The organism is Variovorax sp. YR750 (assembly GCF_900109805.1).
In the GTDB taxonomy this organism is placed as follows: Bacteria; Pseudomonadota; Gammaproteobacteria; order Burkholderiales; family Burkholderiaceae_C; genus Variovorax; species Variovorax gossypii.
This window is the reverse complement of the sequence record NZ_FOBJ01000010.1, coordinates 240,556-262,967: the sequence shown is the minus strand read 5'-3', so window position 1 is coordinate 262,967 and position 22,412 is coordinate 240,556. Positions and strand designations below refer to the sequence as shown.

Here is a 22,412-nt window from a genome sequence, read left to right as displayed (position 1 = left end):
CTGGCGGGGCTGCTGCCCGGGAGTCGGCGCGATGTTATCAAATTGAAATTTGAATTTGAAGTATTTTTTTGTTTGGGTTAGCCTCGGGGCATGGCAACCCGCACTCCGCGCACCGACGGCAACGCAACGCGCCTGCACATCCTCGAAACCGCCGGACAGCTGTTCGCGGCGCAAGGCTTCGCGGAAAGCACCAGCAAGGAAATCTGCACCCGCGCCGGCACCAACATGGCGGCCATCAACTACCACTTCGGCGGCCGCGACGGCCTCTACGAGGCGGTGCTGATCGATGCGCACAGGCAACTGGTGAGCCTCGACGAGCTGATGGCGCTGTCGGTGGAGTCGAGCGATCCGCGCCAGAAGCTGCGTGCCTTTCTCACGCACATGGTCGAGATGAGCGCGCAGCCGAAGGCACCCTGGGGCTTTCGCGTGGTGCTGCGCGAGGCGCTGTCGCCGTCGCCGGCCATGCCGGCGCTGATCCAGCGCGCTGTGCTCCCTAAGGCCAAGCTGCTGCGCGGCATCGTCGGCGAGATCATGGGCCTGCCCGACGACCATCCCTCGGTGCAGCGCAGCCTGCTGCTCACGGTGCTCCCTTGCCTGGTGATGACGGTGGCGCCCAAGGATCTGAGCAGCAAGGTGCTGCCGGCGCTGAAGGACACGCAGGCCCTGGCCGACGAAGTCGTGCGCTACGTGCTTGCAGGGCTCGACGCGGTGGCAAAGGCCGCCGAGCCGCCGCCTAAAGCTGGAAAGCGACGGTGAGCAGCAGGCCTTCCGCCACGTCGCGCACCAGCCCCGGCCTGCGCGCGCGATAAGGCTCGCCGGCCGAAGCGGTGGTCTCGATCCACTCGGCCAGCCACTCGATGTGGTCGTGGCCGTAGAACACCACGGCCGCCTCGTGGTTCAGCAGCAGGCTGCGCAGGTCGAGGTTGATCGAACCGCACATCGCGAGCTCCTCGTCCACCACCACCGCCTTGGCGTGCGCCATGAAGGGCAGCATGCGAAAGCTCACGCCTGCGCGCGCCAGGTCGCGCATGGCGCGTGCGCGCACGAAGTCGGCCAGCCGGTGGTTGGATTGCGCGGGCATCGCGATGGTCACCTGCACGCCGCGCCGCGCGGCCAGCCGCAGTGCGTCGCGCAGGCCGTCGCCGGGCACGAAGTAGGGCGTGATCGCCAGGATGCGGTGCTCGGCACGGAAGCAGGCGTCGATCAGCAGCGCGTGCGCCGTGTCCTCCGTCTGGTCGGGGCCGCTCGGCAGGAACTGCGCCATGGCCGTGCCCGGGCCTGCGGCATCGGGAGCGGTGATGGCGCGCGCCTTGCGGCTGCGCACCGAGGCCCAGTCGTGGTCGAACTGCCGCGCCGCCGCGGCCGCCACGCTGCCGCGCAGGTCGAACGAAAGGTCGCGCCAGGCCTCGGGATGCTTGTCGTTGCCGGTGAAGTATTCGCCCGCGAGGTTGCGCCCGCCCGACCACAGCCAGCGGTCGTCGGCGATGGTGAACTTGCGGTGGTTGCGCAGGTTGCGCGGGCCGATGCGGCGCAGGCTGAAGAAGGGGCGGAACACCGCCACCTCGCCGCCCGCCGCGCGCAGCCGGTCGAAGTGATGGCGCGGCAGCGAGAGCGCACCGAAGCCGTCGAGCAGCACCCGCACCTTGATGCCTTCGCGTGCCCGCCGGGCCAGCCGGTCGAGCACCGCATGCCCGAGCGGATCGTCGCCGATGATGAAGGTGCACACGTCGATGCGCTCGCGCGCGCCGTCGATCACCTCCCACAGCGCGTCGCGCGCGGCCTCGCCGTCGGCATGCATGCGGATCGCGCAGCGCCCCGGCGGCGCGAGGCCGAAGCTCTCGATCAGGTCGGCCGCCCAGTGGCCCGGCGGCACCGAGCGCGGCGGGCGGGGCGAACCTGCCGGGCGCAGCTTGCGCTGGCCGAACAGCAGGTACATCGGAAGGATGAAGTAGGGCATCAGCACCAGCCCCATGACCCAGGCGATGGCGGTGGTGGGAGCGCGCTGCTCGCGGCGCGCTCGCGTGGTCAGCACGTAGACCAGCAGCGCGAAAGTGACGACGAGGAAATGCTGCGAGGGAGAGGGCAGCCAGTCGAACTCTTTGGTCGGCATGGATCGATGATGCCTCAGCGTCGTCTGCCGTGCCTTCAGTGTCCCTTCAGCGTTGCAGGAAGGCGGGCACCTCGCGTCCTTCCGAGGCGAGGAACCGCATCATCGGGTCGACCACCGCGCGCACCGCGGGCCGGTTTCCCACGCGCGTGCGCCAGGCCAGCAGGCGGGGCGTGGCGCCGGTCATGCCCGCGCCCTTGCGGTCGGCGAAGATGCAGGCCATGTAGAAGGCGATGTCGGCGAAGGAGTAGGGGCCGGCGATGTACTCGCGCGTGGCGAGCAGGCCTTCCATCTCGTCGTAGAAGCGCGCGCAGCCGGCGCAGGCCGCGATCGCCGGGGCGCTCTGCATGGCCTCCTGCAGGCCGAAGAGCTTGATGACGTTGGGGAAGAAGACCTCGTCCGACTTCTGCTCCAGCTGCCGCGCGCGGGCCCGCTCGGCAATGCCCTCGGGCCACAGCGCTGGGCTGGGATAACGGTCTTCCAGGTACTCGAAGATCTGCGTCGAGTCGAAGAGCGACACCTCGTCGTCGACCAGCACCGGCACTTGCTGCTTGACGGGATTGACCCGAAGCACCTCGGGGTGCTTGGGCTCGTAGTGGTCGCCCTTGGCGAAGGGCACCATGACCAGTTCGAAGGGCACGCCTTTCTCGCGTGCCGCGATCTCGACCTTGGCGCCGAACATGCTGAGGGGACCGGAGTAGATGTGAGTCGTCATGGTCCCCGACTTCAACAGAAACCGGGCCTCAGGTCGAGCCCCACACCTCCTGCGCCGTCTCGACCACCAGGCGCAGCTTGTTGCGCTGCGCTTCCACCGCGATGTTGTTGCCGTGCACGGTGCTGGAGAAGCCGCACTGCGGCGACAGCGCGAGCTGGTCGAGCGAGGCGTACTTGCTCGCGTCCTCGATGCGGCGCTTGAGCTCGTCCTTGTCTTCCATCTCGCCGAACTTGGTGGTCACGAGGCCGAGCACCACGGTCTTGCCCTTGGGCAGGTAGCGCAGCGGCTTGAAGTCGCCCGAGCGGGCGTCGTCGTATTCCATGAAGTAGGCGTCGAGGTCCATCTCCTTGAGCAGCGCCTCGGCAACGGGCTCGTAGTTGCCGGCAGCCGCGTGCGTGCTCTTGAAGTTGCCGCGGCACAGGTGCATGGCCAGCAGCATGCCCGGCGGCTTCTGCGCCACCACCTTGTTGATGAAGGCGGCGTAGCGGTGCGGCAGTTCGTTCGGATCGTCGCCGCGCTTGCGGGCGGCTTCGCGCATGTGCTCGTCGCACAGGTAGGCGAGGTTGGTGTCGTCCATCTGCACGTAGGTGCAGCCGGCGGCGGCCAGCGAGCGCAGCTCGTCGCCGTAGGCCTTGGCCACGTCGTCGTAGAACGTGGGGTCGAGCTCGGGGTAGGCGTCCTTGCTGATGCCGGCGCGGCCGCCGCGGAAGTGCAGCATGGTCGGCGAGGGGATCGTCACCTTGGGCGTGCGGCCTGCGGAAACCTGGCTCTTGAGGTACTGGAAGTCGGCGAGCTGGATGTCCTTGACGTGGCGGACCTTGTCGATCACGCGCATCGCGGGCGGCGCCAGCTCCTCGGTGCCGTCGGGCTTGCGGATGGTGACCGGAATATCGGTCTTCACGCCGCCGAGCTGGTCGAGGAAGTCGATGTGGAAGTACGTGCGGCGGAACTCGCCGTCGGTGATGCTCTTCAGGCCGATGTCTTCCTGGAACCGGACGATCTCGGTGATCGCCTTGTCCTCGACGAGGCGAAGCTGCTCGGGCGTGATCTCGCCCTTGGCCTTCTGCTCGCGGGCTTCGAGCAGGTACTTGGGACGCAGGAAACTGCCCACGTGGTCGTAGCGGGCAGGCAAGGCGGCGTGCTGTGTCATGGATGACTCCGTCGGGATTCTTTGGGGAATGAGCGGAACATCGTATCGCCTTCGAAAAGGTGATTGCTGTATACAGGTATCTCGGTGTTTACCCTCGAAATGTCCTGAAAGGCTGGAAATTTCCTGTTTTCTGTATACATTGAGTATTCATGAAAACGCCCACGACCGCCTTTCCCCTGAACGCCTGGTACGCAGCCGCCTACGACGTCGAAGTGCGCCATGCACTGCTGCCTCGCACCATCTGCAACCAGAAAGTGGTGCTGTTCCGCCGTACCGACGGGCAGGTCGCCGTGCTCGAGGACGCCTGCTGGCACAGGCTGATGCCGCTGTCGCTGGGTCGCCTGGAGGGCGACGAACTGGTCTGCGGCTATCACGGCCTCGTCTACAACAGCCAGGGCCGCTGTACGCACATGCCCAGCCAGGAAACGCTGAACCCCTCGGCCTGCGTGCGAAGCTTTCCGGTGGCGGAGAAGCACCGCTTCGTGTGGATCTGGCCCGGCGACCCGGCCAAGGCCGACCCGGCGCTCATTCCCGACATGCACTGGAACGACGACCCCGCCTGGGCCGGCGACGGCAAGATGATCCGCGTCAACTGCGACTACCGCCTCGTGGTCGACAACCTCATGGACCTGACGCACGAGACCTTCGTGCACGGCTCCTCCATCGGCAACCGCGAAGTCGCCGAGGCCCCCTTCGTCGCCACGCACGGCGACCGCTCGGCCACCGTCACGCGCTGGATGGAGAACATCGATCCGCCGCCGTTCTGGGGCAGCCAGATCCGCCATGCGCGTGGCTACACCGGCAAGGTCGACCGCTGGCAGATCATCCGCTTCGAAGGTCCGTGCACAGTGAACATCGACGTCGGCGTGGCCGAGGCCGGCAGCGGCGCGGTGCCGGCCGACGGCAACCCCGGCGACCGCAGCAAGGGCGTGAACGGCTACGTGCTCAACACCATCACGCCCGAGACCGACAAGACGTGTCTCTACTTCTGGGCCTTCGCGCGCAACTACTGCCTGGGCGAGCAGCGCCTCACGCACGAGCTGCGCGAGGGCGTGTCGGGCATCTTCCGCGAGGACGAGCTCGTGCTCGAGGCGCAGCAGAAGGCCATCGACGAGCACCCCGACCACCAGTTCTACAACCTCAACATCGACGCAGGCTCGATGTGGGCGCGCAAGCTGATCGACCGCATGGTCGAGAAGGAGAAGCCCGCGCGCGCGGCGATCCCGATCCGGCCGGTAGAGAAGGAGGCCGCGTGAACCGCGTGAAGGTCGCGGCAGTGTCCAACGCCGCCGAGCCTGGCGACAGCGGCAGTTCGCAGGCCGTGAAGGCGCAGCTGAGGCTGCGCGAGATGATCCTCGCGGGCGAGCTGCCCGGCGGTGCGCGCATTGCCGAGGTGGCCATCTCCGAGCAGCTCGGCGTGTCGCGCACGCCGGTGCGCACCGCGCTCATGCGGCTGGAACAGGAAGGCCTGCTCGAGGCGCTGCCCAACGGCGGCTATGCAGTGCGCACTTTCTCCGAGCGCGACGTGGCCGATGCCATCGAGCTGCGCGGCACGCTCGAAGGCCTGGTGGCCCGGCTCGCAGCCGAGCGCGGCGCGGCGCCGGTGGTGCTGCGCGAGGCGCGCGCCTGCCTGCAGCGCATCGATGAACTGCTGCGCGAGCCCGCGCTCGACGACGCGGCCTTCTCGCGCTACGTGACGCACAACGAGCGCTTCCATGCGCTGCTGTGCGAGATGGCGGGCAGCCCCGTCATCGCGCAGCAGCTGGAGCGCGTGGTCAACCTGCCGTTCGCCTCGCCCTCGGGCTTCGTCGTGGTGCAGGCCAACTCGCCGGCCGCGCGCGACATGCTCGTGGTCGCGCAGGACCAGCACGTGCAGGTGCTCGACGCCATCGAGTCCGGCGAAGGCTCGCGCGCCGAGGCGCTGATGCGCGAGCACAGCCGCATCGCGCGACGCAACCTGCGCGAGGCGCTGCATGGCACGCCTACGGCGGAACAGCGTCCGCTGCCGGGCGTGCAGCTGATCCGCAGGCGCGGCTGATTCCATCTTTCTCCCATTTCTCCTTCCTGTTGTTCCCCGATGAAAAGCGATCTTCAATGGATGCAGGCGCAGGTCGTCGCGCTGCGCGACGTGACGCCCACCGTGCGCGAGTTCGAACTGCGCCCCGAGAGCGGATTCGCCGCCGCCCATGAACCCGGCGCCCATCTGCAGGTGCAGGTGATGACGGCGCAGGGGCGCGTGCAGACCCGCTCGTACTCGCTGGTAGGCGAGGGCGACGGCAAGTGCTGGCGCATCGCCGTCAAGCGGCTCGACGACGGCCGCGGCGGCTCGCTCGCGATGTGGCGGCTCGCGGTGGGCGATCGCCTGCAGGTGAGCGCGCCGCAGAACCACTTTCCGCTCGACCTCTCCGCGCCGGGCTATTTGCTGGTGGCCGGCGGCATCGGCATCACGCCGCTGGTGCTGATGGCGCAGCGGCTGGGCGCGCATGCGAAGCGCACCGGCGTGCCGGTGAAGATGCTCTATGGCGCGCGCAATGCGGGCGAGTTCGGCTACCTGCCGCACCTGCGCGAGGCGCTGGGCGAGAGCGGTGTCGAAGCCCACGAAGGCGCGACGCCGATCGACTTCGCCGCCGCCATCGCCGCGCTGCCAACTGGCGGCCAGCTCTACACCTGCGGCCCGGTGCCGATGCTCGAAGCCGTCAAGCGCGCGTGGCACGCTGCCGGGCGTGCCATCGAGGACCTGCGCTTCGAGACCTTCGGCAGCAGCGGCCGCCTGGCCACGCAGCCCTTCCAGGTGCGCATTCCACGGCACGACCTGGCCATCACCGTGCCGGCCGACTGCACGCTGCTCGAGGCGCTCGACGCGGCGGGCGTGCAGACGCTTTCCGACTGCAAGCGCGGCGAATGCGGTCTGTGCGCCATGGACGTGATCTCCGTCGACGGCGAGATCGACCATCGCGACGTGTTCCTCAGCGAGCACGAGAAGAAGTCGGTCACGCGCATCTGCGCCTGCGTGTCACGCGCCGTGGGTACGCTCACGCTCGACTCCGCCTATCGCGTCGACAGCTGATCCGTTCGCCTCGGAATACACCCTGCGCGATGATCGCGCAGTTAATTTGTCAATCGCGCAACAAAGGCCGGCGACGGCGACCGGCTAGGTGATTGCCTGCCCCGCCGGATGTTGCAAAGTGTTCAAAATAGCCCCGGTTCGCGTTCAGCCCCTCAAAGGAAAAAACATGCAAAGACGCCATCTCATCCAGACCGCCGCCCTGTCGGCTCTTGCGCTTTCGATGTCGCTGGCCAGCGCCCAGGACAACAAGTTCAAGATCGGCCTGATCCTTCCGATGACGGGCCAGTCGGCCTCCACGGGCCGTCAGATCGAAGCCGCCGCGCGCCTGTACATGGCCCAGAACGGCGACACCGTGGCCGGCAAGAAGGTGGAGCTGATCGTCAAGGACGACACCGGCCTGCCCGACGTGACCAAGCGCCTCGCGCAGGAGCTGGTGGTGAACGACAAGGTCAACGTGCTGGCCGGCTTCGGCCTGACGCCGCTGGCCCTCGCGGTGGCGCCCATCGCCACCCAGTCGAAGACGCCCGAGGTGGTGATGGCAGCAGCCACGTCGAGCATCACCGAGGCATCGCCCTACATCATCCGCTCGAGCTTCACGCTGCCGCAGGTGTCGGTGGCCATGGGCGACTGGGCTCCGAAGAACGGCGTGAAGACGGTCGTGACGCTGGTGGCCGACTACGGCCCGGGCAACGACGCCGAGAAGTTCTTCACCGAGCGCTTCCAGCTCAACGGCGGCAAGGTGCTCGACAAGCTGCGCGTGCCGCTGCGCAACCCCGACTTCGCTCCCTTCCTGCAGAAGGTGCGCGACGTGAAGCCCGATGCGCTCTTCGTCTTCGTGCCCTCGGGCGCGGGCGCGGCGGTGATGAAGCAGTTCCTGGAGCGCGGCATGGACAAGGCCGGCATCCGCATGATCGCCACCGGCGACGTGACCGACGACGACCAGCTCAACGACATGGGCGACGGCGCGCTTGGCGTGGTCACCTCGCACCACTACTCGGCGGCGCACCCCTCGGCGATGAACAAGAAGTTCGTCGAGGCCTTCGAGAAGGCCAACCCCAAGATGCGCCCCAACTTCATGGCCGTGGGCGGCTATGACGGCATGCGCGTGATCTACGAGGCGCTCAAGGCCACCAAGGGCCAGGGCGGCGGCGAGGCGCTGCTGGCGGCCATGAAGGGCCAGGTCTTCGAGAGCCCGCGCGGCCAGGTGCTGATCGACGCGCAGACGCGCGACATCGTGCAGGACGTGTACCTGCGCAAGGTCGAGAAGAAGGACGGGCAGCTCTACAACGTCGAGTTCGACGTGATCAAGGGCGTGAAGGACCCGGGCAAAGCAAAATAAAAAAATAGCTCGCCCCCAGGCTGCGCGCACTTCGTGTCGCTTCGCCAACCCCCTACCGGGGGCAACACCGCAGGCCCGGCAAAGCCGGTTCCTGGGTGTTTCCCGAAGGAGTCGCGCCGTGCGGCAAGCTGCTGAGTCGCTCATATGTTGACCATCCTTTTCGACGGCATCGCCTACGGCATGCTGCTCTTCGTGCTCGCCGTCGGGCTGGCCGTGACGCTGGGGCTGATGAATTTCATCAACCTCGCGCACGGCGCCTTCGCCATGGCGGGCGGCTATCTCACGGTGTTCGCGATGCAGAAGCTGGGCGTGCCGTTCCTGGCCTGCCTGCCGCTCGCGTTCATCGTCGTCGCGCTGGCCGGCGCGCTGCTGGAGCGAACGCTCTACCGACCGATGTACGGCAAGCCGCACCTCGACCAGGTGCTCTTTTCCATCGGCCTGGCCTTCATGGCCGTGGCTGCCGTCGACTACTTCGTGGGCTCGTCGCAGCAGAACGTGCAGCTGCCCGAATGGCTGCGCGGTCGCACCGAGATCGGTGACGGCGCGCTGCTGCTGGGCATGGGGCACTACCGGCTCTTCATCATCGGCGTGTGCGCGGTGCTCACGGTGGTGCTGCAGCTCATTCTTTCGAAGACGCGCTTCGGCAGCCGGCTGCGCGCCGCGGTCGACGACCCGCGCGTGGCGGCGGGGCTGGGCATCAACGTGAACGTCGTGTTCCTGCTGACCTTCGCCGTGGGCTCCGGGCTCGCGGGGCTGGGTGGCGCGCTGGGCGCGGAGATCCTCGGGCTCGACCCGACCTTCCCGCTCAAGTACATGATCTATTTCCTGATCGTGGTCTCGGTCGGCGGCACCTCGTCGATCACCGGGCCGCTCGCCGCGGCGCTGCTGCTGGGCATCGCCGACGTGGCGGGCAAGTACTTCATTCCGAAGATGGGCGCGTTCACCGTCTACCTGCTGATGATCCTGATCCTGATGTGGCGCCCGCAGGGCCTGTTCACGCGCAAAGGGGGCCGCTGAATGAGCACGCCTCCCGTCGTTGCCGATTTCCAGTCGGCCCTGCTGCGCAAGGCGCGCTGGCGTCCGCTCGAGTTCGTCGTCTGGGCCGCGGCCTTCGCGCTGCCGCTCGTGATGCCATCGCACTCGCTGCTGGTCAACGAGATCGCCATCGTCGCGCTGTTCGCGATGTCGCTGGACCTGATCCTGGGCTACACCGGCATCGTGTCGCTGGGCCATGCGGCCTTCTTCGGCTTCGGAGCTTATGCGGCGGCACTCTTCGCCAAGCTCGTGATGCCCGACCCGACCGTGGGCCTGCTGTTCGCGACCGTGCTGGCCGCGCTGCTGGGCCTGGTGGCCAGCGTGACGATCCTGCGCGGCAGCGACCTCACGCGGCTGATGGTCACGCTGGGCACCGCGCTGCTGCTGCTCGAACTCGCCAACAAGCTCGACTGGCTCACCGGCGGCGCCGACGGCCTGCAGGGCGTGGTGATGGGGCCGGTGCTCGGCATGTTCGAGTTCGACCTGTACGGCCGCACGGCAGCCTGGTATTCGCTGGCGGTGATGCTGGTGCTGTTCCTCGTGATGCGCCGCCTCGTGCATTCGCCCTTCGGAGCCACGCTGAAGGCCATTCGCGACAACCGGTTGCGCGCCATGGCCATCGGCATCCCGGTGGTGTCGCGTCTGGTGGTGATCTACACGGTGGCGGCGGGCATCGCCGGCGCTGCCGGCGCGCTGCTGGCGCAGACCACCGGCTTCGCCTCGCTCGACGTGCTGGCCTTCGATCGCTCGGCCGACGTGCTGCTGATGCTGGTCATCGGCGGCGTGGGCTGGCTCTACGGCGGCGTGGCGGGTGCCATCGTCTTCAAGCTGCTGCAGACCTGGCTGTCGGCCGTGACGCCGCAGTACTGGATGTTCTGGATCGGCCTGATCCTCGTGCTGCTGGTGCTCGTCGGGCGCGACCGCCTGCTCAAGCCGTGGGCGTGGTTCGGCGCGAGCAAGGGCAAGAAGGGCGGTGCGGTATGACCGACACCGTGCTTTCCACCCACGGCCTGGTGATGCGCTTCGGCGGCATCACGGCCACCAACAACGTGACGATGGAGCTCAGGCGCGGCGCACGCCATGCGCTCATCGGCCCGAACGGCGCGGGCAAGACCACGCTCATCAACCAGCTCACGGGCGTGCTCACGCCCACCGAGGGCCGCATCACGCTGATGGGCGAGGACATCACCTCGCTCGCACCGCACAAGCGCGTGGCGCGCGGGCTGGTGCGCACCTTCCAGATCAACCAGCTGTTCGACTCGATGACGCCGCTCGAAACGCTGGCGCTCGTGGTGTCGCAGCACCAGGGCATCGGCGCGCAGTGGTGGAAGCCGCTGGGTTCGAGCAAGGCCATTGCCGAGCGTGCGGCGCAGTTGCTGGAGCAGTTCCACCTCAGTGACGTGGCGCAACAGCAGGTGAAGCACCTGGCCTACGGCAAGCGCCGCCTGCTTGAAATCGCCATCGCGCTGGCCTGCGAGCCGCGCGTGCTGCTGCTCGACGAGCCGGTGGCGGGCGTGCCCGCAGGCGAGCGCGAGGAGCTGCTGCAGACCGTGGCCGCGCTGCCGGCCGACGTGTCGGTGCTGCTGATCGAGCACGACATGGACCTGGTGTTCAGCTTCGCCGACCGCATGACGGTGCTGGTCAACGGCACCCTGCTGACCGAAGGCGACCCTGAGACCATCGCCAACGATCCGAAGGTGAAGGAGGTCTATCTGGGCCACGGGGAGAGCGCGCATGTCTGAGCTTTTGCGCATCGAGAACCTGAGTGCCGGCTACGGCGAGGCCGTGGTGCTGCACGACGTGGCATTCGCGCTCGGCGAGGGACAGACGCTCGCGCTGCTGGGCCGCAATGGCACGGGCAAGACCACGCTGATCAACACGCTCGCAGGCGCAACGCGCCAGCACGGCGGCAGCATCTCGCTGGGCGGCCAGGCGCTGCACAAGCTGGCGCCGCATCTGCGTGCGGCGGCCGGCATCGGTTGGGTGCCGCAGGAGCGCAACATCTTCAAGTCGCTGACGGTGCATGAGAACCTCACCGCGGTGGAGCGGCCCGGCAAGTGGAATCCGCAGCGCGTGTACGAGATGTTCCCGCGCCTTGCCGAGCGCAAGACCAACCTCGGTACGCAGCTCTCGGGCGGCGAGCAGCAGATGCTGGCCGTGGGCCGCGCGCTGGTGCTCAACCCCAAGCTGCTGCTGCTCGACGAGCCGCTCGAAGGCCTCGCGCCCATCATCGTGGAAGAGCTGCTGCGCGCCATCCGCCGCATCACGCAGGACGAGGGGCTGGCCGCGATCATCGTGGAGCAGCATCCACAGGCGATCCTCGCGATCTCCGACGAGGCGGTGGTGCTCGACCACGGCACCATCGTCCACACCGACAGCGCGGCCGCGCTGCGCAGCCAGCCGCAGGTGCTCGACCGGCTGCTGGGCGTGGCGCGGTAGCAGACAGACACGACAAACCAAAAAAGGAGACAGACAGATGGCGACCCCGAAGACAGTGTTCAGCGGGGGCGCCATGCTGGCGACCGCCGCGTTGTTGCTCGCCGCGTGCGGCACCACCACCGGCCCGAAGAGCTTCTCGCTCGGCGGCAATCCGGCGACGGCCTGCGCGGCGCTTGTCGCGCCGGTCGCTGCGTCGGCGATAGGCCTGCCGAGCGGCGCGGCGACCATCGATTCCGCGACGCTGGTGCCGGCCTCCGCGCTCGCGGTGGCCGAGCGCGGGCCCAGCCCCGCGGCACGCATCACGCCGGCGATGCCCTCGTACTGCAAGGTGCTGGGCCGCATCGCGCCTGTCGATGCCAGCGCCCCGCCCATCCTGTTCCAGGTCAACCTGCCGCTCGCGTGGAACGGGCGCAGCGTGCAGTACGGCGGGGGCGGCTTCAACGGCGTGCTGATCACCGGCCTCTCGCTGGTGCCGGCCGCGCGCTTCGACCTGCCCACGCCGCTGGCGCAGGGCTACGTGACCTACGGCACCGACTCCGGCCACCAGAGCGTGGCGGGCCAGCCGCCGCAGGCCTTCGCGCTCAACGACGAGGCGCTGGCCAACTTCGCGCACGCCTCGTACAAGAAGGTGCGCGACGTGGCCGTGGCTCTGATGCAGCGCGCCTACGGGCAGGCGCCGCAGAAGCTGTACTTCATGGGCAGCTCCGAAGGCGGACGCGAGGCGCTCACGATGGCGCAGCGCTATCCGCAGGACTTCGACGGCATCTTCAGCCGCGTGCCGGTGATCAACTGGACGGGGCTGCAGCACGCCGGCACGCGCAACGGCATCGCCACCTTCGGCGAGGGCTGGCTGCGGCCGGCGCAGGTGCAGCTGGTGCACGACGCGGTGCTCGCGTCGTGCGACGCGGCGGACGGCGTGGCCGACCGCATCGTGTCGAACCCGGTGGCCTGCCTGCAGCGCTTCGATCCGGCCACGCTGCGCTGCGCAGCGGGCACGAGCGGCGACAACTGCCTCAACGATGCGCAGGTGCAGGCGATGCGCACGCTGCGCACGCCGTGGCGCGCGCCGGTGCCGCTGGCCAACGGCATCAACGAATACCCCGGCTGGGGCATCGGCGGCGAGGCGACGCCGGCCTTCGCCTCGATGGGGGGCTGGAACGCATGGTGGACCGGCACCGCCGCGCCGACGGTGCCGCCGCAGCCCAGTAACGGCATCGCCTGGTTCTACGGCAGCGGCGCGCTGCAGTATTTCTATGCACGCAATCCTTCGCTCGACGTGCGCAACTACCGCGCGGAAGACTATGCCGCGCGCATCGCCACGGTGTCGCAGCTCATGGATTCGACCAACCCCGACCTGAGCGCATTCAACGCCCGCGGCGGCAAGCTGCTGATGCTGGAGCACATGGCCGATTACGCGCAGAGCCCGTTCGCCGGCATTCGCTACTACGAGTCGGTGGTCGCGCGCCTGGGCCGCGACAACGTGGACCGCTTCATGCGCCTGTACACCGCGCCCGGCGTCGACCACGTGGGAAGCGGCGCTCCGGCCAATGTCGACATGCTCGGCGCGCTGGCCGACTGGGTCGAGCGCGGCAAGGCGCCGGGCGGCCTGCAGCTGGTGGAGCAGGAAGTGCAGCCGCCGTTCAAGGTCACGCGTGCGCGTCCGCTGTGCGAGTGGCCGATGTGGCCGCGCTACGTGAGCGGCGATGCCACGCAGGCAGCGAGCTTCCAGTGCAGCAGGTAGCGCGAAGCTTCTGACGAGTCAGATCGCGCAGCCGTCCGGCCCGCACGCGTTCGGCTCCGCGGAGGGCGACTGCGGCGGCGCAACGAACGCGCCGAGCTGAGCCTTCCACTCGTTCGCGCGGCCGAGCCACGGGCCGATGTCGACGCGGCTCGCGCTGCCATCGGGTTGCGCGAGCACGAAGGTCGGAAAGCCCTGGCCGCCCGCGCGTTGCAGGAACTGACGGCTCTGCGCGATGTGCCGTGCGGTCGCTTCCCCCGACTGGCTATCGAAGGCCGATGCGAAGGCCGTGGCATCGAAGCCGAGTTCGGCGGCGATCGCCTTCAGCACTTCCACGTCGGCGATGCGGCGGCCCTCGACGTAGTGCGCCTGCTGCAGGCGATGAATCATGTCCAGCCCGCCGCCGGTGCGCAGCGAGTCGGCCGCGAGGATGGCGGTGGTCGGCGGTTCGGAATCCATCACCGCGCCGGTGTCGCGCAGCAGTCCCTCGAAGTAGCGCTCGCCGAAGGGCTGGCCCGTCATCTCGGCGATGCGGTGATCGTGCGGCATCACGTAGTCGCGCCATTGGGGCGTGATCGAGCGGCGGTTGGCGCCGGTCATCATGCCGCCGCCGTGGAACTCGACCTTCAGGCCCGGCACTTCGCGCGCCGCGTCGACCAGCGGCGCGGCCGCGTAGCACCAGCCGCACAGCGGATCGAAGATGTAGTGCAGCGTGGCGCCGTTGCTCACGGCGTCGTTCATTGCGGCCATTTCATCTCTCCCTTGATGACCTTGGCGCCGAGTTCCAGCGACGAGGCGTCTTCCAGCTTCGGGTAGCGCTTCTTCATCGCGGCGATGAGCGCGGCCGAGTCCTTGGCCTTGGTCGCTTCGACTTCGAAGGCCTTGAGGTAGTCGCGCGTGAACTTCACCGACGCGAGCGAGTAGGGCGCGCTGCCGTTCGCGTTCGGCAGGTAGTGGCCGGGCACCACGGTCTTCGGATGCAGCGCCTCGATGCGGCCCAATGTCCTGATCCAGTCGCGGCGCGATTCGGGCGTCTGCGTGTCGGCCACCCACACGTGGATGTTGGCCGATACGGGGATGCCGCCGACCACCGCCTTCAGCGAGGGAATCCACGCGAAGCTGCGCTCGGGCGTGGGGCCGTCGAGGCCGACGACCTGGATCTTGCGGCCCTCGAGCTCGATGCTGTCGCCGGCCAGCGGCTGCGGCACCACCAGCGCCTTGGGCGCGTTGTCCTTCAGGATCGGACCCCAGTGCGCGAGCTTGCCGTCCTTCGAGGCCTGAATGGCGGCCACGGTCTGCGGCGTGGCGACGATCTTCGCGTCGGGGAATGCGGCCTGGATCACGTCGAGGCCGAAGTAGTAGTCGGGGTCGCTGTGGCTGATGTAGACCGTGGTGAGCTTCTTGCCCGTGGCCTTGATCTTCTGCACCAGCGCCTCGGCGTCGTTGCGCTGGAACTGGGCGTCGATCAGCACGGCATCGGTCTGGCCGGTGACGATCTCCGAGGAGACCGGGAACATCGACTTCGCGCCGGGGTTGTACACGTCGAGCTTGAGCGGCTGCGCGGCCTGGGCAGCGAGCGGTGCGACGAGGCCGAAGCTGACGGCGAGGGCGGAGGAGAGGAGGGCTCTGCGGAACATGGCGGCGATCTTTCTGTGCGTGGTTCGACTCGGGGTGGATGGGTGACAGCGCTGAATGCCTCGAATATTAGGTTGCGCGAATCGAAACAAAAACCCGACGATCCACAACGGATAGTTTCCAAATCCGGACGAATCTAGACGAATTCGGACGAATCAGTCGCTGGCACGCCGCTCCAGATGCGCCACCAGCAGCTGCGCCGAGGGCGAAAGCTCCGTGTCGCCCCGGAAGCAGATCGCGAACCGCCGCCGCGCCCACGGGTCTGTCAGCGGCATCAGCCGCAGCCCGAAGGCCTCGGCGAAGGGCCGGGCCACCTCGGCAGGCACCACGCTGATCGCCAGCCCGGCGCGCACCACGCGCAGCGCCGCGTCGAAGTTGGACACCAGCACCCGGTACACCAGCGGCTTGCCCGCCACGGCCGCCTCGCGCGCGAGCATGAGCTGCACCGCGCTCAGCGCAGGCATGCCGACGAATTCGTGGTCGAGCACCTGCTCGAAGCGCACGCTCTCGCACTGCGCCACCGGGTGGGACGGATGCGCCACGATGGCGAGATGGTCGCTGCGGTAGTCGCGCCGCTCCAGGCCTTCGAGGTCGGCCGCGTCCCAGCACAGGCCGATGGAGGCGGTGCCCTCGCGGATACCGCGCACGATCTCCGGGCTCACGCGCTCCTCCATGTCGACGCGGATGTTGCGGTGCGCCGGGTCCTGCAGGAAGTCGGCCACGTCCTCGGCCAGCGACTCGGCCATGACCGAGGCCGAGGCCAGGATGCGCACGTGCCCGCGCACGCCGCCGGCGTACGCCGCCATGTCGCGCTCGATGCGGTTCACGCTGCCGAGCATCGCGCGGGCGTGTTCCAGCAGGGTTTCGCCCGCCGGCGTCGGCACCACGCCCCGGCGCTTGCGCAGCAGCAGCGGCGTGCCGACGGTTTCTTCCAGCTGGGCCAGCCGCTTGCTGATGGCCGAGCCGACGATGCTGGCCTGCTCGCCGGCGCGCGCGATGCTGCGCGTTTCGCAGACGGCGACGAAGAGGCGCAGGGTGGTCAGGTCGAGGTCTCTCATGGTGTTCCGTTCTGGAATCAGATGACTTCCAAAATATAGCTTCTGGATCGATTCGGAACTTCTACCATCCGTCAGGTACTTTCACTCACGACGGAGACAAGACTTGATTCACGCTTTCCTGCCGCCGCGCGCGGTCGTCCGCGAAGTGGGCCTGCGCGACGGCCTCCAGAGCATCGCGCGCGTGCTTCCCACCGAACGCAAGCTCGAATGGATCCGCGACGCGCACGCCGCCGGGCAGCGCGAGATCGAGGTCGGCTCCTTCGTGCCCGCGCACCTGCTGCCGCAGCTGGCCGACACGGCCGAGCTGCTGGCCTATGCGAAGACGCTGCCGGGGCTCTTCGCCTCGGTGCTGGTGCCCAACCTCAAGGGGGCCGAGCGGGCCATCGCCGGCGGGGCCGACCTGATGATCGTGCCGCTCTCGGCGAGTCACGCGCACAGCCTCGCCAACCTGCGCAAGACGCCCGATGAGGTGGTGGCCGAGGTCGGCCGCATCCGCGCGGCGCGCGACGCGGCGGGCTCGAAGACGCTGATCGACGGCGGCGTGGGCACGGCCTTCGGCTGCACGCTGCAAGGCCACGTCGACGCCGAAGAGGTGCTGCGGCTGATGCAGGCGCTGCTCGACGCAGGCGCCGACCGCGTGAGCCTTGCCGACACTGTCGGCTACGCCGATCCGGCGATGGTGCGCAGCCTGTTCGAGCGCGCGCTGCGCATCGCGGGCGACCGGCTCTGGTGCGGCCATTTCCACGACACGCGCGGCATGGGGCTCGCGAATGCGTATGCGGCGCTCGAAGTCGGCATCACGCGCTTCGACGCATGCCTGGCCGGCATCGGCGGCTGTCCGCATGCGCCGGGCGCCAGCGGCAATGTCGACACCGAAGATCTGGTCTTCATGCTGGAGAGCATGGGTGTCGCCACCGGCGTCGACCTGCCGAAGCTGCTCGACCTGCGCCGCCGCGTGGCGGGCTGGCTCGAGGGCGAGACCCTGCAGGGCACGGTGTGGCGAGCGGGCTTTCCGAAGACCTTCACAGCCATGGAAGGCGTCGCGGCATGAGCACGGCAGGCACCGAAGAAAAGCGCCTGCCGCTCGCCGGCATCCGTGTGGTCGAGTTCACGCACATGGTGATGGGGCCGACCTGCGGCATGGTGCTGGCGGACCTTGGCGCCGAGGTCATCAAGGTCGAGCCCATCGAGGGTGACCGCACGCGGCACCTGCTGGGCGCGGGCGCGGGCTTCTTCCCGATGTTCAACCGCAACAAGAAGAGCATCGCGCTCGACCTGCGGCATCCGCAGGGCGTGGAGGCCGCGCTGCGGCTGTGCGTTACCGCCGACGTGGTGGCGCAGAACTTCAAGCCCGGCACCATGGACAAGTACGGCCTGGGCTACGCCGCGCTGGGCAAGCTCAATCCACGGCTCGTGTACGTGAACCACACGGGCTTCCTGCCCGGTCCCTACGAGCACCGCACCGCGCTCGACGAGGTGGTGCAGATGATGGGCGGGCTGGCCTACATGACGGGCCGCCCCGGCGATCCGCTGCGCGCGGGCACCAGCGTGAACGACATCATGGGCGGCATGTTCGGCGCCATCGGCGCGATCGCCGCGCTCATGCAGCGCACCGAGACCGGCAAGGGCCAGGAGGTGAAGTCGGCGCTGTTCGAGAACAACGTGTTCCTGGTCGGCCAGCACATGCTGCAGTACGCGATCACCGGACAGGCGGCGGCGCCGATGCCCGAGCGCATCTCGGCCTGGGCGCTGTACGACGTGTTCACCGTGAAGGACGGCGAGCAGATCTTCCTCGCTGCCGTGAGCGATGCGCAGTGGAAGACCTTCTGCGAGGCGCTGGGCTTCGATGACCTGAAGGCCGACCCGGCCCTGCGCACCAACAACGACCGCGTGCGCCTGCGGCCCACGCTGCTGGCCGATTTGCGCGAGCGCCTCGCGCAGCGCTCGGCGGCGGAGCTGTCGGCGATCTTCGAGGCCAGCGGACTGCCGTTCGCGCCCATCACCCGGCCCGAGGACCTGTACGCCGATCCGCACCTGAAGGCCACGGGCGGGCTCGCCGACATACGCCTGCCCGACGGCGAGCGTGCCGGGGAGATGGCGCAGACCACGCTGTTCCCGATCACGCTCGACGGCGAGCGCCTCGGCGTGAGGCTGCATCCGCCGATGCTGGGCGAGCACACCCGCGAGCTGCTGGCCGGGCTGGGCTATGCGCACGAGGAGATCGATGCGCTGCACGCCGGATCGGCCGTGGCCTGAGCGACGCACTTATTTCCCAGAACCATAAAGAAGAGAGACAAGACCATGACGAACGCACTTCCCCTGAAGATGAACCGCCGCGCGCTGCTCGGCCTCGGCGCATGCGCCGCCGCGATGGCCGCATGCCCCGCGCTCGCGCAGGGCTCGGACAAGCCCATCCGCTTCATCCTGCCGATCAGCGCGGGCTCGGGCGTCGACGCCATCGTGCGCGCGGCCGCGCCGGCGCTCGGCAAGGCCTTCGGCCAGCCGGTGGTGATCGAGAACCTGCCGGGCGCAGGCGGCATCACCGGTGCGGCGGCCATCGTCAAGGCCGCGCCGGACGGCCTCACGCTGGGCATGGTGTCGAACAACCACGTCATCAATCCGGCGGTGTTCAGGAAGATGCCCTTCGATGCGATCAACGATGTCACGCCGATCAGCGTGATCGGCGCCACGCCGCTGGTGCTGGTGGCCAACCCGAAGCTGCCCGCGAAGAACGTCCAGGAACTGATCGCGCTGCTGCGCGCGAAGCCGGGCGGCTACAACTACGCCTCGTCGGGCAACGGCACCATCCTGCACCTGGCCGACGAGATGTTCCTGGACGAGGCGGGCGTGAAGGCGCGGCACATTCCCTACAAGGGCACCGGGCCGATGATGACCGACATGATCGGCGGGCAGGTCGAGATGGGCGTGATCGCGCTGCCGGCCGTGCAGCAGCACATCAAGAGCGGCGCGCTGCGCGCCATCGGCCTGTGCGGCGCGCAACGCTCGCCGGCCGCGCCCGACATCCCGACCATCGCCGAGCAGGGGCTGCCCAACTACGCTGTCGAGGGCTGGTTCGCGGTGATCGGGCCGGCGAAGATGCAGGCGGCCGATGTCCAGCGCGTGCACGGCGCCGTGGTTGCCGCGTTCGGCAGCGCGGAGGTGCGCGAGGCGATGGACAGGCAGGGCAATGTCATCAGGCCCACGACGCCGGAGCAGGCCGCGAGCTTCTTCCGCAGCGAGGCAGCGCGCTATGCCGCGCTGGTGAAGAAGGCGAACGTGACGCTGGAATAGCGCAGGCTCAGGCCGCGCTCGTGAACTTGAGCCCCAGGATGCCCGCGATGATCAGCCCCACGCACACCAGCCGCGCGGCGTTCGCGGGCTCGTCGAACAGCACGATGCCCAGCGCCACGGTGCCGACCGCGCCGATGCCGGTCCACACCGCGTAGGCCGTGCCCACCGGCAGCGTGCGCATCGCCCAGCCCAGCAGCACCACGCTGAGCACCATCGAGATCGCGGTGCCGATCGACGGCCAGAGCCTGGTGAAGCCTTCGGTGTACTTGAGGCCGATGGCCCAGCCCATCTCGAGCAGGCCTGCGATGAACAACACGATCCACGCCATGTGCGCTCCTTCTCCTTGGATGAAAGGTTCTCTCTAGCTTTCCGGCCGCACGGCACGGTAGAGGGCGCGCACGAAATCCGACTGGGTGATCATGCCGGCCAGCCGCTTTTCAGCGTCGATGATGGGGATATGGTGGTGGCCGCCCTCGGAGAACAGCGGCACCAGGTCGACCACGGGCCGGTCGGCGCTGGCCACGCGCACCTGGCGCGTCATGATCTGGCCCACCACCTCGGGCTTGTTCGACATCACCGTGCGGGTGGCGCGGATCAGGTCGCGCAGCTTGGCCGCGATGCCCTCGTGGTGCTGCAGGTCGAGCTGTCGGAAGAAGTCGGCCTGCGTGACGATGCCCACCACGCGGCGCGTGCGGTCGGTAATGGGCAGGGCCTTGATGCGGCGCTCGTGCATCAGCGCCCAGGCTTCCTGCAGCGGCGTGCCGAACTCCACCGAGATCGGCACCCTGGACATGATGTCCGCGCAGCTCAGCGTGCCGAGGCGGCGCTTGTACGACTCGAGCTCGGTCTCGCGGATCAGCGACTCGAGGTCGTCGCGGCTGATGTCGAGCACCTGGTTGTAGCGGGCCAGCACCGCGTCGATGTCGGCCTGGCTGAAGCGTGCGTCCGAGCCGGGCGGTCGCTGCGCCACCTGTACGTGCGGATAGCGGCGACCCGTGAGCGTGTTGTAGGCCACGCCCGCCAGCACCAGCAGCAGCGAATTGGTGAAGAAGGGGAAGAGGGCCGACGAGAAATGCGTGGTGTGCGTCAGCACCGCGAGCAGTGCCGCGGCGCCGCCGGGCGGATGCAGGCAGCGCGCGCTGAACATCAGGCCGATGGCGCCAGCCACCGCGACGGCGGCGGCCAGCGCGGGGTCGGGAATCCAGTTGGCGGCCGCGATGCCGACCACCGCCGACAGCGTGTTGCCGCCGATGACCGACCACGGCTGTGCCAGCGGACTGGCCGGCACCGCGAACACCAGCACTGCGCTGGCCCCCAGCGGCGCGATCAGCCAGACCGAGGCGGCCAGCGGACCGGCCAGCCACCGGCACAGCAGCGCGGTGAACAGCAGGCCGATGCCCGCACCCATGACGGCGCGCAGCCGCTCACGGGCATCGACGGTGGTGCGCGCCGGCAGCCAGGCGCGCGCGTGGGTCAGGATTGCCGGGAAGCGCATCGCCATGTCTGCCTCAGCCTTCGTGCGCCACCTTGCGCCCGATGTCGGGCCAGCGGTCGTGCAGCCACACCCAGGCGACCAGCCCGATGCCGAGCATGCCCATGGAGGTGAGCGCCAGCGCGAGCGTGGAATGCATCACCAGCGGCGCCACTGCGCCGGCCACGATGCCGTTGGCGGTGGAGCCGATCACGGCCTGCAGCGACGAGGCCATGCCGCGGCGCTCGGGGTGCAGGTCGAGCACCAGCAGCGTGACCACCGGCACCATCAGCGCCCAGCCGAAGGCGAACACCGCCAGCGGCCACAGCGCCCATGCCACGTGCGCCTGGAAGAAGGTGTTGGCCACCACGTTGACCACCGAGGTGACCAGCATGATCACGAAGCCGTCGCGGATCTGCCGCTTGGGCGCCACCTTGCCGGCCATGCGCCCGCTGGCGCGCGCGCCGAGCATGATGCCGCCGATGGTCAGCAGGAAGAACCAGAAGAACTGCTGCGGCTGCAGCGCGAGGTGGTCGCCGAGGAATGCGGGCGCGGCCAGCACGTAGAGGAACATGCCGTTGAAGGGCACGCCGCTGGCGAAGGCCAGCAGCAGGAAGCGCGGGTCGGAGCACAGGTCCCAGTAGCCGCGCATCAGGTGCCGCACCTGGAAAGGCTGGCGGTGGTCCTTGTGCAGCGTCTCGGGCAGCAGCTTGTAGTTGGCCGCGAACAGCACCACGCCCACCGCCACCAGGAACCAGAACACCGCGTGCCAGCCCGCGTGCACGAAGAGAAAACCGCCCACGATGGGCGCGATGGCCGGAGCCACGCCGAAGTAGATCGTGACCTGGCTCATCACCCGCTGCGCCTCGGCGGGCGGGAACATGTCGCGGATCACCGCGCGCGAGACCACGATGCCGGCGCCGGTCGACAGCCCCTGCAGGCCGCGGAAGAGCACCAGCTGCGTGATGTTCTGCGAGAGCGCGCAGCCCAGCGATGCCAGCGTGAACACCGCCAGGCCCCACAGCACCACTGGGCGACGGCCGAAGCTGTCGGACAGCGCGCCGTGGAACAGGTTCATGAACGCGAAGCCGAACAGGTAGGCCGAGAGCGTCTGCTGCATCTCGGCCGGCGTCGCGCCGATGGATTGCGCGATGCCCGAGAAGGCCGGGATGTAGGTATCGATGGAGAAGGGCCCGAGCATGCCGAGCACCGCGAGCAGCACGGCAAGCGCCCAGCGCGGGGCCTGCCAGAGTTTGTCTGCATCGGGATTCATGGTGAGGTTTGCTCCATTCTTCTTATGCGAGTCTTGCGAGTACCAAAAAAGAAAGCGCCCTTGCGGGCGCCTCCTCGTCGGGGAAATACCGGGA

General features: G+C 68.6%; 21 protein-coding genes and 1 pseudogene. 13 read left to right on the top strand and 9 right to left on the bottom strand.

Translation table 11 applies throughout. From position 1 onward, the window contains the following. Nucleotides 1-90 precede the first annotated feature (90 nt). Nucleotides 91-756: a TetR/AcrR family transcriptional regulator gene (locus BMY35_RS21610; RefSeq protein ID WP_093203472.1), complete on the top strand. Its 666-nt coding sequence runs from the start codon at nucleotides 91-93 to the stop codon at nucleotides 754-756. Here the strand turns inward: BMY35_RS21610 and BMY35_RS21605 are convergent. The 3 genes from BMY35_RS21605 to BMY35_RS21595 are packed head-to-tail and all read right to left on the bottom strand — an operon-like array spanning nucleotide 734 to nucleotide 3,972. Then, nucleotides 734-2,110 (bottom strand): phospholipase D-like domain-containing protein, encoded by a 1,377-nt coding sequence (locus BMY35_RS21605; RefSeq protein WP_093203470.1) that lies wholly within the window; start codon nucleotides 2,108-2,110, stop codon nucleotides 734-736. The two genes, BMY35_RS21610 and BMY35_RS21605, sit on opposite strands and share 23 nt — an antisense overlap. A gap of 46 nt (nucleotides 2,111-2,156) precedes the next feature. Continuing rightward, nucleotides 2,157-2,822: a glutathione S-transferase family protein gene (locus BMY35_RS21600; RefSeq protein ID WP_093203614.1), complete on the bottom strand. Its 666-nt coding sequence runs from the start codon at nucleotides 2,820-2,822 to the stop codon at nucleotides 2,157-2,159. A gap of 28 nt (nucleotides 2,823-2,850) precedes the next feature. Further along, entirely contained in the window at nucleotides 2,851-3,972 is a 1,122-nt protein-coding gene (locus BMY35_RS21595; protein WP_093203469.1) for a 5-methyltetrahydropteroyltriglutamate--homocysteine S-methyltransferase, read from the bottom strand. A 149-nt stretch (nucleotides 3,973-4,121) separates the two neighbouring features. On the opposite strand from BMY35_RS21595, the gene BMY35_RS21590 reads away from it, so the two are divergent. The 9 genes from BMY35_RS21590 (at nucleotide 4,122) to BMY35_RS21550 (ending at nucleotide 13,593) form a co-directional block, all read left to right on the top strand. Next, a complete protein-coding gene (locus tag BMY35_RS21590) occupies nucleotides 4,122-5,228 on the top strand; it encodes an aromatic ring-hydroxylating dioxygenase subunit alpha (protein ID WP_093203467.1) in 1,107 nt (368 codons plus the stop codon). Nucleotides 5,229-5,233: 5 nt separating this feature from the next. After that, complete coding sequence (locus BMY35_RS21585) at nucleotides 5,234-6,010, top strand: GntR family transcriptional regulator (RefSeq protein ID WP_176947532.1); 777 nt, start codon at nucleotides 5,234-5,236, stop codon at nucleotides 6,008-6,010. Nucleotides 6,011-6,049: 39 nt separating this feature from the next. Further along, complete coding sequence (locus BMY35_RS21580; RefSeq protein ID WP_093203465.1) at nucleotides 6,050-7,039, top strand: PDR/VanB family oxidoreductase; 990 nt, start codon at nucleotides 6,050-6,052, stop codon at nucleotides 7,037-7,039. A gap of 166 nt (nucleotides 7,040-7,205) precedes the next feature. Beyond that, nucleotides 7,206-8,378, top strand: a complete 1,173-nt coding sequence (locus BMY35_RS21575; protein WP_093203464.1) for an ABC transporter substrate-binding protein — start codon at nucleotides 7,206-7,208, stop codon at nucleotides 8,376-8,378. A 144-nt stretch (nucleotides 8,379-8,522) separates the two neighbouring features. Next, nucleotides 8,523-9,395: a branched-chain amino acid ABC transporter permease gene (locus BMY35_RS21570; protein WP_019655845.1), complete on the top strand. Its 873-nt coding sequence runs from the start codon at nucleotides 8,523-8,525 to the stop codon at nucleotides 9,393-9,395. Next, a complete protein-coding gene (locus BMY35_RS21565) occupies nucleotides 9,396-10,397 on the top strand; it encodes a branched-chain amino acid ABC transporter permease (RefSeq protein ID WP_093203462.1) in 1,002 nt (333 codons plus the stop codon). After that, nucleotides 10,394-11,155 (top strand): ABC transporter ATP-binding protein, encoded by a 762-nt coding sequence (locus tag BMY35_RS21560; protein WP_093203461.1) that lies wholly within the window; start codon nucleotides 10,394-10,396, stop codon nucleotides 11,153-11,155. Before BMY35_RS21565 ends, BMY35_RS21560 begins: the two co-directional genes overlap by 4 nt. Next, on the top strand, nucleotides 11,148-11,852 hold the full coding sequence (locus tag BMY35_RS21555) for an ABC transporter ATP-binding protein (RefSeq protein WP_093203459.1): 705 nt from the start codon (nucleotides 11,148-11,150) through the stop codon (nucleotides 11,850-11,852). The genes BMY35_RS21560 and BMY35_RS21555 overlap by 8 nt, the downstream gene beginning before the upstream one ends. A gap of 37 nt (nucleotides 11,853-11,889) precedes the next feature. Continuing rightward, nucleotides 11,890-13,593 carry a tannase/feruloyl esterase family alpha/beta hydrolase gene (locus BMY35_RS21550; protein WP_093203458.1) on the top strand — a complete coding sequence of 568 codons (1,704 nt, stop codon included), beginning with the start codon at nucleotides 11,890-11,892 and terminating at the stop codon, nucleotides 13,591-13,593. 18 nt (nucleotides 13,594-13,611) lie between these two features. On the opposite strand, the gene BMY35_RS21545 is transcribed toward BMY35_RS21550, so the two are convergent. The 3 genes and pseudogenes from BMY35_RS21545 to BMY35_RS21535 all read right to left on the bottom strand — a co-directional run bounded on the left by BMY35_RS21545 (nucleotide 13,612) and on the right by BMY35_RS21535 (nucleotide 16,283). Next, nucleotides 13,612-14,340, bottom strand: a complete 729-nt coding sequence (locus BMY35_RS21545; protein WP_093203456.1) for a DsbA family protein — start codon at nucleotides 14,338-14,340, stop codon at nucleotides 13,612-13,614. Further along, nucleotides 14,334-15,227, bottom strand: a pseudogene (locus BMY35_RS21540) (MBL fold metallo-hydrolase); the annotation flags it as partial. The gene BMY35_RS21545 and the pseudogene BMY35_RS21540, both read right to left, overlap by 7 nt. A gap of 153 nt (nucleotides 15,228-15,380) precedes the next feature. After that, nucleotides 15,381-16,283, bottom strand: coding sequence for a LysR family transcriptional regulator (locus BMY35_RS21535; protein ID WP_093203453.1), 903 nt, complete (start codon nucleotides 16,281-16,283; stop codon nucleotides 15,381-15,383). Nucleotides 16,284-16,386: 103 nt separating this feature from the next. On the opposite strand from BMY35_RS21535, the gene BMY35_RS21530 reads away from it, so the two are divergent. The 3 genes from BMY35_RS21530 (at nucleotide 16,387) to BMY35_RS21520 (ending at nucleotide 19,574) form a co-directional block, all read left to right on the top strand. Further along, nucleotides 16,387-17,334, top strand: a complete 948-nt coding sequence (locus tag BMY35_RS21530; RefSeq protein ID WP_093203452.1) for a hydroxymethylglutaryl-CoA lyase — start codon at nucleotides 16,387-16,389, stop codon at nucleotides 17,332-17,334. Then, nucleotides 17,331-18,539 carry a CaiB/BaiF CoA transferase family protein gene (locus tag BMY35_RS21525; RefSeq protein WP_093203450.1) on the top strand — a complete coding sequence of 403 codons (1,209 nt, stop codon included), beginning with the start codon at nucleotides 17,331-17,333 and terminating at the stop codon, nucleotides 18,537-18,539. Before BMY35_RS21530 ends, BMY35_RS21525 begins: the two co-directional genes overlap by 4 nt. Nucleotides 18,540-18,608: 69 nt before the next feature. Continuing rightward, the gene (locus tag BMY35_RS21520) at nucleotides 18,609-19,574 is read left to right on the top strand and encodes a tripartite tricarboxylate transporter substrate binding protein (RefSeq protein ID WP_093203608.1); all 966 of its coding nucleotides are present in this window, start codon (nucleotides 18,609-18,611) and stop codon (nucleotides 19,572-19,574) included. 7 nt (nucleotides 19,575-19,581) lie between these two features. Here BMY35_RS21520 and sugE read toward each other — a convergent pair whose 3' ends face one another. From sugE to BMY35_RS21505, 3 genes are read right to left on the bottom strand one after another with little or no spacing between them, the layout of a single operon-like run. Beyond that, nucleotides 19,582-19,902 (bottom strand): quaternary ammonium compound efflux SMR transporter SugE, encoded by a 321-nt coding sequence (gene sugE, locus BMY35_RS21515; protein WP_093203449.1) that lies wholly within the window; start codon nucleotides 19,900-19,902, stop codon nucleotides 19,582-19,584. Between the two features lie 33 nt (nucleotides 19,903-19,935). After that, nucleotides 19,936-21,069 (bottom strand): HPP family protein, encoded by a 1,134-nt coding sequence (locus tag BMY35_RS21510; RefSeq protein WP_093203606.1) that lies wholly within the window; start codon nucleotides 21,067-21,069, stop codon nucleotides 19,936-19,938. 13 nt (nucleotides 21,070-21,082) lie between these two features. Beyond that, nucleotides 21,083-22,318: a multidrug effflux MFS transporter gene (locus BMY35_RS21505; protein ID WP_093203447.1), complete on the bottom strand. Its 1,236-nt coding sequence runs from the start codon at nucleotides 22,316-22,318 to the stop codon at nucleotides 21,083-21,085. Between the last annotated feature and the right edge of the window lie 94 nt (nucleotides 22,319-22,412).